The organism is Parabacteroides sp. ASF519 (assembly GCF_000364265.2).
GTDB lineage: Bacteria > Bacteroidota > Bacteroidia > Bacteroidales > Tannerellaceae > Parabacteroides > Parabacteroides goldsteinii.
Window position 1 is genome coordinate 1 of sequence record NZ_AQFV02000001.1, and the last position, 9,075, is coordinate 9,075.

10 protein-coding genes and 5 pseudogenes are annotated in these 9,075 nt (G+C 45.3%); all 15 read left to right on the forward strand.

What is annotated here, in order from left to right; translation table 11 throughout:
• Nucleotides 1-306: pseudogene (locus tag C825_RS00005) on the forward strand (tetratricopeptide repeat protein); the annotation flags it as partial.
• A 285-nt stretch (nucleotides 307-591) separates the two neighbouring features.
• Entirely contained in the window at nucleotides 592-819 is a 228-nt protein-coding gene (locus C825_RS00010; RefSeq protein ID WP_250690511.1) for a DUF3244 domain-containing protein, read from the forward strand.
• On the forward strand, nucleotides 813-956 hold the full coding sequence (locus C825_RS00015) for a DUF3244 domain-containing protein (protein WP_250690512.1): 144 nt from the start codon (nucleotides 813-815) through the stop codon (nucleotides 954-956). Before C825_RS00010 ends, C825_RS00015 begins: the two co-directional genes overlap by 7 nt.
• A gap of 601 nt (nucleotides 957-1,557) precedes the next feature.
• Entirely contained in the window at nucleotides 1,558-1,659 is a 102-nt protein-coding gene (locus C825_RS27660; RefSeq protein WP_350339010.1) for a hypothetical protein, read from the forward strand.
• A gap of 32 nt (nucleotides 1,660-1,691) precedes the next feature.
• Nucleotides 1,692-2,261 (forward strand): annotated as a pseudogene (locus tag C825_RS00020) (DUF4831 family protein).
• 36 nt (nucleotides 2,262-2,297) lie between these two features.
• Nucleotides 2,298-3,959, forward strand: coding sequence for a peptide MFS transporter (locus C825_RS00025; RefSeq protein WP_010802405.1), 1,662 nt, complete (start codon nucleotides 2,298-2,300; stop codon nucleotides 3,957-3,959).
• An 11-nt stretch (nucleotides 3,960-3,970) separates the two neighbouring features.
• Nucleotides 3,971-4,270: a hypothetical protein gene (locus tag C825_RS00030; RefSeq protein ID WP_250690513.1), complete on the forward strand. Its 300-nt coding sequence runs from the start codon at nucleotides 3,971-3,973 to the stop codon at nucleotides 4,268-4,270.
• Between the two features lie 116 nt (nucleotides 4,271-4,386).
• Nucleotides 4,387-5,362: pseudogene (gene bioB, locus C825_RS00035) on the forward strand (biotin synthase BioB).
• Between the two features lie 13 nt (nucleotides 5,363-5,375).
• The gene (locus C825_RS27665) at nucleotides 5,376-5,582 is read left to right on the forward strand and encodes a hypothetical protein (RefSeq protein WP_350339008.1); all 207 of its coding nucleotides are present in this window, start codon (nucleotides 5,376-5,378) and stop codon (nucleotides 5,580-5,582) included.
• Nucleotides 5,521-5,919, forward strand: coding sequence for an aminotransferase class III-fold pyridoxal phosphate-dependent enzyme (locus C825_RS27670; RefSeq protein ID WP_350339009.1), 399 nt, complete (start codon nucleotides 5,521-5,523; stop codon nucleotides 5,917-5,919). The genes C825_RS27665 and C825_RS27670 overlap by 62 nt, the downstream gene beginning before the upstream one ends.
• Nucleotides 5,859-6,561 (forward strand): annotated as a pseudogene (locus C825_RS27675) (aminotransferase class III-fold pyridoxal phosphate-dependent enzyme). Before C825_RS27670 ends, C825_RS27675 begins: the two are co-directional and overlap by 61 nt.
• Before the next feature lie 85 nt (nucleotides 6,562-6,646).
• Nucleotides 6,647-7,777, forward strand: a pseudogene (locus C825_RS00045) (8-amino-7-oxononanoate synthase).
• 79 nt (nucleotides 7,778-7,856) lie between these two features.
• On the forward strand, nucleotides 7,857-8,249 hold the full coding sequence (locus C825_RS00050; protein WP_250690516.1) for a pimeloyl-ACP methyl esterase BioG family protein: 393 nt from the start codon (nucleotides 7,857-7,859) through the stop codon (nucleotides 8,247-8,249).
• Nucleotides 8,246-8,422, forward strand: a complete 177-nt coding sequence (locus C825_RS00055; protein ID WP_250690514.1) for a pimeloyl-ACP methyl esterase BioG family protein — start codon at nucleotides 8,246-8,248, stop codon at nucleotides 8,420-8,422. The genes C825_RS00050 and C825_RS00055 overlap by 4 nt, the downstream gene beginning before the upstream one ends.
• 126 nt (nucleotides 8,423-8,548) lie before the next feature.
• On the forward strand, nucleotides 8,549-8,932 hold the full coding sequence (locus C825_RS00060) for a methyltransferase domain-containing protein (protein WP_250690515.1): 384 nt from the start codon (nucleotides 8,549-8,551) through the stop codon (nucleotides 8,930-8,932).
• Nucleotides 8,933-9,075 lie beyond the last annotated feature (143 nt).

A 9,075-nucleotide genomic window follows, 5' to 3' on the forward strand; every position in this document is an offset into this window, starting at 1 on the left:
AAACAACAGATCAAATATCTGGAAAACGCACTCTCCAACGGACAGGAAACGCTGAGTGACGTAAAAAAACAACTGTTCGAAACCCAAAAGCTAATGCTGGAAATGGAGAACAGACAAATCTCTTTAAAACAAAATACATTAGAGATATTAGAACATGATCTCAAAAAGTCTGCTTTATATATCAAAATACATAAGACCGAAACCGGACTTACGGAAAGCGAATGGTCAGAACTGGGTTTACTGATCGATGCGACTTATTCCGATTTCTCAAAACGTATTTTGACTTATCTCCATATGTTCTACTGAAGAATTACGAGTCTGTTACCTGGTCAAAATGGCATTCCTGTTAAAAAGATTGCATCATTGATGAGATTAACAAGCTCCGGAGTCACACAATGCCGGAAAAGACTGTATAAAAAATTGACACATGAGCCTGAAAACACCGAAAAATTCGACCAGTTTATAGCTGATTTATAACAGCTTATCAATTGTCAACATTTTCAACAAAAATATAATCTATATTCCAATATGGGTTATACATTTGTAAGGCATTTTCAATTTTATCAACCGACAATTAAATTAATTAAGATTATGAGACAGTTCATCACAGCTTTATTTTTAGTAATATGTGGAGCATTCTGTGCTCAAAACATGTATGCAGATAATATCCCGACTAAAGGTAAATGGGGTCCTCAGGATATTAAATCTATCTTTCCGGCACCTCCTACAGCTTCAATAGAAGGACAAGATCTGACAATCGAATTTACCAGTCCGCTTAGCAACCTGACTATTCAGGTAAAAGATAATACAGTATGGTAGTCTATGAAGAATGCGTATCAGCCTCTGGTCCACAAGTATATACTATTCCATTAAATCTTGAGAATGGTGAATATACATTGGAATTAGTGCATAGATACGGATATCTTACCGGCTCTTTCATTATAGAAATAGAATAAGCATTAAACGCGCTAAATTTATGTTTATATACAACTCATGAGGGCGATTTAACCGACCCTCTATATCTCGATCTCCTTTTCCACTCATGAGTTGTTCTCCCTTAACCAAAACATTAACTATGATTTTTTATCCCTCCCCAACTAAAGTGCCATAATCATACTGCTCATCTGCATTACAAAAGTCTAAAAGAAGGTTCTAAGGTTGGTTTCTAACAAAATTTTCATAGTTTTGTACAATCATAATTGAGATAAATAATTTGTTTAGATATGAAAAATCTGATCACAATAGCATGTCTTTTGTTAGCATACCGCTCATGGCACAAACCAAAGTGGTAAAGAAAAACGCTGTTAAAGCTAATAATTTCGGTATTACCTACTCATTGCCAAAACACAACTGATCGTTGATGCAGAAGTTACAAAGGTTACCTGCAAAGCCGGTCCTTACTACAAGTATGCAGAAAATACTTAGGAGTGAAAGATGCGATAACGGATAAGGTATACTATGAGTTAGGAAAACTATCGTTGGTAAACAAAGGAATACCCGACCCGGACAACACTTATCGTTGAATTTAAAAGTGGTACAGTTGCCCCTTACGCTTATCTGACGGAAGATGGCCTCCTGTGTTCCATCAATGCAGAATATACACCGGAAGAATCAGAACTTGAGACAATAAAAAAAATGGCCAGGGACCGGCTAAAGTGACGGATGCCTCCGTCTTTTCGGAAGAGTTGCTGATGGCAGGCTCTACAGCCAGGCAGGCAGAAGTTGCCGCCAAACAAATCTACCGTATCCGTGAAAGCCGTCTGAATATCCTGACCGGAGATGCAGATAATCTTCCACCCGACGGTGAAGCGATGAAGCTGGTTATCCAACAGTTAGAAGAACAGGAAAAGGCGCTGACCAACCTGTTTACCGGTATCCTTACCAAAGAACTTCTCATTACGAAGTGAGCATTACCCCTTACGATAATCTGGAAAAAGAGTCTTATTCCGCTTCTCCAATCTGATGGGTATCGTCGATGCAGACGACCTCGGAGTGTCCCGGTCTATATGAATTTAAAAGCGACCGAACGTGCTCCGGTACTCGACCCAAAAGAAGCCGAAAAGAAGGAAAAATCATTGAAAGGCATTGTTTATAATGTACCCGGCAAAGCTAGTATTGAAATCAGCATGAACAAGAAAACACTATATAAAGGAGATGCACAAATTACGCAATTCGGTTCACGCGAAGGGCTTGCTCCTGTTATGTTCGAAGATAAAAAAGCTCCGGTGAAAGTCTATTTCTATCCGGAGACCGCGCCATAAAACAAATAATTCAATAATAATCTAATTTAAATTTCTATGTTTGAAGGACAACCTAAAGGTTTATACGCGTTAGCCTTAGCGAATACCGGCGAGCGTTTCGGGTATTATACGATGCTCGCAATTTTTACTTTATTCTTACAAGCTAAGTTCGGCTTCACAGCCGCCGAGACATCGACCATCTTCGGTTCTTTCTTAGCTGCAGTGTATTTTATGCCACTCATCGGAGGTATTCTTGCCGATAAATTCGGTTACGGTAAAATGGTAACAACAGGTATTGTCGTCATGTTTATCGGATATGTACTGTTATCTATTCCCACCCCTTCCTCTACCGGAAAAATATTGATGTTCGGTGCTTTAGCCCTGATCGCCTGTGGTACGGGTTTGTTCAAGGGGAATTTGCAGGTAATGGTAGGGAATCTGTATGATGCTCCTGAGTATAAAGCTAAACGTGATACTGCTTTCAGTATCTTCTATATGGCTATCAACATCGGTGCCATGTATGCTCCGACTGCGGCTACCATGATCACTAACAAGATGTTGGGAAAAGCCGGATTCACTTATGTTCCGCAACTTCCTTCACTAGCCCATCAATTCCTGAACGGAACGATTACTGAAGAAGGAGCAACAACCCTGAGCGGCTTACAGGCTGCCCAGAACTTCGTTGGTGATACAGCGACATTCTGTACTACTTATATTGACAAATTATCAGAGGCTTACAACTATGGTTTTGCTATTGCCTGTATCTCTCTGATCGTATCCATGTTGATCTATGTAGTGTTTCGTCCGACATTCAAGCATGCCGATTACAACTCTAAACAAGCTAAACCGGCTAATGTACAGGAAGAAGAACTGACACCGGAACAGACAAAAGCACGTATCCAGGCATTATTGCTGGTATTTGCCGTAGTTATTTTCTTCTGGATGGCCTTCCACCAGAATGGTTTGACACTGACATTCTTTGCACGCGACTATACCGCACAGGCCGTGACGGGATTGGATCGTTTAGGATTCAATATCGTAAACCTTACTTTCCTGCTGGTTATTGTTTATGCAGGATTCTCTTTGTTCCAGTCAAAAACAGGCAAAGCAAAAGGAATCTCAGGGCTTGTCCTTGTCATCATGCTTGGCTTACTGGGATGGAGTTACAGTTCTATGGATTCAACGGTCAGTATCCTGCCGCAGATCTTCCAGCAGTTCAACCCGTTCTTTGTAATCGTGCTGACTCCGGTATCGCTGGCCGTATTCGGATATCTGGCAAAGAAAAAGAAAGAGCCGTCTGCACCGCGTAAGATCGGTATCGGTATGGTGATTGCAGCCTGCGGTTTCCTTATCATGGCGTTGGGTTCTTTAGGATTGCCTACTCCGGCAGCTGTTGAAGCAAACGGTATCTCTGCCGATGTTCTGGTTTCGCCGAACTGGCTGATATCGACTTATCTGGTATTGACTTTCGCTGAGTTATTGCTTTCACCAATGGGTATCTCCTTCGTATCGAAAGTAGCACCTCCTAAATATAAAGGTATGATGATGGGAGGATGGTTCGTAGCTACGGCTATCGGTAACTATCTGGTGGCCATCATCGGTTATCTGTGGGGCGGAATGCAGTTGTGGATGGTATGGAGCGTATTGATCGTATGCTGTCTGCTGTCGGCACTGTTCATCTTCTCTATCATGAAACGTCTGGAAAAAGTAGCTAAATAAAAAGCTAACAGATGAAGTTGCAGCAGACATATCTCAAACAAAAGACTTTCCGATTCAAAAGATGGAGCCGGAAGGGGTATGCTGCATTCTTCAGTCTGGGCAGAGCCGTTACGATCGGGCAACTTTCTTCTAATGTGGCAGAAAGATTCCAGATTAAAAACGGTTCCAACCATTCGTCTGTATTATTGACCGGACAAATCGGTCCGGAAGAAGCAAAGAAGAGACTGAACTTTTGCAGGAACAATCGTGTGCAGAAGCTATATCGTGGCTTTCACAAATGTTGCCTCTTCTATTCTCTTTACAGACGGTAAAACAGACATCGGCAGCGGGTTCGTTTGCCTACATTATTATATGTATATATCCTAAAGCGGGAAGTTTCAGTTATGCTGAGACTTCCCGCTTTTCTATTTCATAAAAGACAACCAATATGATTGAAACACTTAAACAGATTGTTATTGAAGGGGGAACCATCAATGAGGAACAGGCCGTCGCCTTATCCCAATCTCCCGATAAAGAGGCTTTATATAAGGCCGCCCATCAAATCACGCGTCACTTCATGGGAAATAAATTCGATACCTGCTCCATCATCAATGCCAAAAGCGGGAATTGCAGCGAGAACTGTAAATGGTGTGCGCAGTCCGGACATTATAACACAGTTGTCGCCCTGTATCCCTTACTACCGGCCGAAGAATGTGTTCATCAGGCACTACACAATCGCCAACAGGGAATCGAACGCTTCGGATTGGTTACCAGCGGCAAACGTCTATCGGACGGAGAAATCAGGAAATTAACAGAAACCGTCCGCTATATCAAACAGGCGAGCGACATCAAATGCTGTGCTTCCCTTGGTCTTTTGAACAAGAACAGTTAAAAGAACTGCATGAAAGCGGTGTCGAAAACTATCATTGCAATATCGAAACCGCTCCTCCCACTTCCGTACCCTATGTACCACTCATACAATCGAGCAGAAACTCGAAACAATTCATATGGCACGCGAAGAAGGTTTCCGCATCTGTTCCGGCGGTATCATCGGCATGGGGAAACCATGGAACAACGGATAGAGATGGCCCTGTTACTCCAAAAAGAACAAGTACATTCCATCCCCTTAAACCTGCTACAACCGATACCGGGAACTCCGCTTGCCGGCACTCCCCAATTATCGGAAGAAGAGTTTCTCACGACTATTGCTCTATTCCGTTTTATCAACCCGGACGCTTACCTCCGTTTCTCGGGAGGACGTTCACTGTTGAGTAAGGAGACACAACGGAAAGCCTTATATATATATAAACGCAGCAATCATCGGCGACTTGCTGACAACCATCGGCAGCCAGGTAGAGGAAGACAAAATACTCTTTACCGAAGCCGGCTATTCATTAACAGAAGAAACCGACTGGGTCGGATAACACATACAAATTTATGACAACAGAAGAATTATTGCAATTCGACAGGGAGCATGTATGGCATCCCTATACCTCGACAATCGACCCGCTTCCCGTCTATCCGGTTGCCGGTGCAGAAGGTGTGAATATCATTCTGGCAGACGGCAGACGCCATAGACGGAATGTCATCCTGGTGGGCGGCCGTTCACGGATACAATCATCCGGTCCTGAACGCTGCCGCTAAAAAGCAAATGGATAAGATGAGTCATATCATGTTCGGCGGCATTACGCATGAACCGGCCGTCGAACTGGCCCAAAAACTACTGGCAATCCTTCCTCAGGAGATGGAAAAGATATTCTTTGCCGACAGTGGTTCGGTAGCCGTCGAGGTAGCGATGAAGATGGCTATCCAATACTGGCAATCCGAAGGGAAAACCGGGAAGCACGCATTTGCCACAATCCGCAGCGGATACCATGGAGACACCTGGCATGCAATGTCTGTCTGCGACCCGTCACAGGCATGCACGGGATATTTGCCGGAAGCCTTCCCGTTCAATACTTTATTCCTCAACCTTCCGTAAAGTTCAATGAAGAATGGAACGAAGATGCCATGACTCCATTAAAAGATTTGCTGAAACAACATGCCGATGATATCGCCGCCCTGATACTGGAACCTATCGTACAGGGAGCCGGAGGAATGTATTTCTACTCACCGACTTTTCTGGTCCGTGCCAAAGAGTTATGCGAACAATACAATGTATGCTGATCTTTGATGAAATAGCGACCGGATTCGGCCGTACCGGAAAACTCTTTGCCTGGGAACATGCAGGCGTCGTTCCGGATATCATGTGTATCGGCAAAGCCCTGACCGGAGGATATCTGACACTCTCGGCCACGCTGACCACGACACGGGTGGCCACTATTTGTTCCGGTGAGGCCGGTTGCTTTATGCATGGCCCGACCTTTATGGGAAACCCACTGGCCTGTGCTATTGCTCTGCTTCTGTCTCCCTGCTTCTGGAAAGCGGATGGAAAGAGAAGGTCAGCGCCATCGAAGCACAACTTCGTAAAGAACTGGCTCCGGCGCAATCATTTGAGAATGTAAAGGAAGTACGGGTACTCGGAGCCATCGGGGTGATTGAAATGAAAGAACCGGTCAATATGGCAATCCTTCAACGTCGTTTTGTGGAGACAGGCATTTGGGTCCGCCATTCGGCAGGTTAGTTATTTAATGCCGCCGTTTATCATCCGACCGGAAGAGCTGACGATTCTGACTTCGGGGGTATTGAGGTGCATAAAGAAATAAACAATGAAAGATTATACTCTGATATTAAAACAATTAAATGAAGCGGGGAACCTACGCAGCTTGCCGGATATCGTTCATACTGGCAACCGGATAGAAAGAGACGAGCAGGTTATGCTTAACCTCTCTTCTAACGATTACCTGGGATTGGCGTCCCGCTGATCTGAGGGAAGCTTTCTTTGAAGAATGGAAGGAAAAAGGTTATCCTCTCTCCTCTTCTTCTTCCCCCTGCTGACCGGGAATTTTACGGTATATACGGAACTAGAACAGTTGATGGCCGAATGCTTCAACCGGGAAGCCGCCTTGCTTTTCAACAGCGGTTATCATGCCAATACCGGAATACTGCCGGCTTTGGCCGATAAGCAAACCTCATCCTTGCCGACAAACTGGTACATGCCAGCATCATCGACGGGATACTGCTCAGCGGCGCCCCTTTCCAACGATACCGCCATAATGATTACAATCAGTTGGAAACATTATTAAAGAAGAATGCCGGTCAATACGAACAGTTATTATCGTAACAGAAAGTATCTTTAGCATGGATGGCGACGTTGCGGACCTCCGTCGCTTGGTGGAATTGAAGAAAAGCTATCCGAACGTTTGCCTCTATGTCGACGAAGCCCATGCAATCGGTGTACGCGGTAAAAATGGTCTTGGAATAGCCGAAGAACAGGATTGTATCCGCGAGAGACCTGCTGGTCGGCACTTTCGGTAAAGCGCTCGCCTCTATGGGTGCCTATGTGGTCTGTAGCCGGACCATCCGGGAATATCTGGTCAACTGCATGCGTCCGCTGATATTCAGCACTGCCCTGCCTCCAGCACAGATAGCCTGGACACGTTTCATCTTCGAACGGCTTCCGGAATTTCCTCCCTGCGTGAAGAACTCACCCTGACAAGCCATCTGCTTTCCGATGCCCTCGAAGGCAAAGGAGGAGAAATCAGCGAAAGCCATATCATCCCTTATATAATCGGAGAAAATAACGATTGTATAAGCAAAGCCGAAGAGTTACAACGCAAAGGTTTCTATTGTCTCCCTGTCCGTCCGCCACGGTTCCGAAAGGAACGGCACGGATACGCTTCTCATTGACAGCGGATATAACCACTGCGCAACTCACCCAACTGATAAAAGAAATATGAAAGAAAAAAACTCAAGCTCCCATCCCGTCTGCTCCTCTTCTTTGCAGGCTGGTCTGCCTCGCCCGAATCATTCACCGGACTGAAAGCAGAGAACGGAACGGATATCATGCTCTGTTATGATTACAGGGACATGACATTCCATGAAGACCTAAGCAGCTATAAGGAAATCCATCTGATTGCCTGGTCCATGGGAGCGTATGGCAGAACTGGCTTTAGCCGGGAAATACGCACTAACCACAGCTACCGCCATCAACGGCACGCCCGGCCGATAGACGACAACTTCGGTATCCCGGAAAACATCTTCCGGGGAACACTCGACAACCTGACAGCCGAAGGTATGAAACGTTTCAACCGACGGATGTGCGGCAGCCGGGATATACTCGCACAACACGAGAAATTTCCTGCCCGCCCGCTGGAAGAGGTTAAAGACGAGCTACAACATATTTACAATCTTGTAACGGCCAATCAATGACAAATGCAGACGACACGACATCCATACAATGGACACGTGCCATTATAAGCTCGGACGATCATATCTTTCCGGCTGCCAATCAACGCAACTACTGGAACGGACGTTGCCCGGTAACAGAAATCACAGCACCTCATTATCCTTTTTATTTATGGAAACAGTGGAACGAATTATAACCGCTTCAGCCGCGCGCTGGATAGTTACGACCTGCATGCCGATGCACAGCAACAAATCTGCCGGAAACTCACCGGTATATTATCGCGTTACACCGACATCCATTTCCAGCGTGCCCTTGAAATCGGTTGCGGAACGGGCGTTTCACCCGTCTTTTGAAAGAAAGCTGCGTAATCGACGAATGGTATCTGAACGATATCTGTGACGGTTGCCGGGAGAAAGTAGCCTCCCTGTTCCCCGGACAGTCACCACTCTTTATCGCCGGAAATGCGGAAGAGATCGACTTTCCCGGTCGCTTCGACCTGATCGCATCTGCTTCCGCATTTCAATGGATGAAGGAGCCTGTACAATTCCTTCATAAACTGGCCGGAATGCTTTCGCCCAACGGGACTTTACTGTTCAACTCCTTTGCACCCGGCAATTTAACAGAGATCAGGCAATTGACCGGCAAAGGCTTAACATATCCTTCTGGCGAACTGCTGACGGAATGGCTGGAGGAAATTTTCATCTGATTCACCTGAGAGAAGAAGAAATAATCCTCACTTTCGACACACCGCTCGATGTACTCCGCCATTTAAAGCATACAGGGGTAACCGCTACCGGCGACGGCACCTGGACACGCGGCAACAAACAGATTTCTGCCGGGATTATCAGG

What these genes read in the sequence shown, in the direction of transcription:
- C825_RS00010 (WP_250690511.1), top strand. Translation starts at nt 592, where the DNA reads ATGAGACAGTTCATCACAGCTTTATTTTTAGTAATATGTGGAGCATTC.
- C825_RS00015 (WP_250690512.1), top strand. Translation starts at nt 813, where the DNA reads ATGGTAGTCTATGAAGAATGCGTATCAGCCTCTGGTCCACAAGTATAT.
- C825_RS00025 (WP_010802405.1), top strand. Translation starts at nt 2,298, where the DNA reads ATGTTTGAAGGACAACCTAAAGGTTTATACGCGTTAGCCTTAGCGAAT.
- C825_RS00030 (WP_250690513.1), top strand. Translation starts at nt 3,971, where the DNA reads ATGAAGTTGCAGCAGACATATCTCAAACAAAAGACTTTCCGATTCAAA.
- C825_RS27665 (WP_350339008.1), top strand. Translation starts at nt 5,376, where the DNA reads ATGACAACAGAAGAATTATTGCAATTCGACAGGGAGCATGTATGGCAT.
- C825_RS27670 (WP_350339009.1), top strand. Translation starts at nt 5,521, where the DNA reads ATGTCATCCTGGTGGGCGGCCGTTCACGGATACAATCATCCGGTCCTG.
- C825_RS00055 (WP_250690514.1), top strand. Translation starts at nt 8,246, where the DNA reads ATGACAAATGCAGACGACACGACATCCATACAATGGACACGTGCCATT.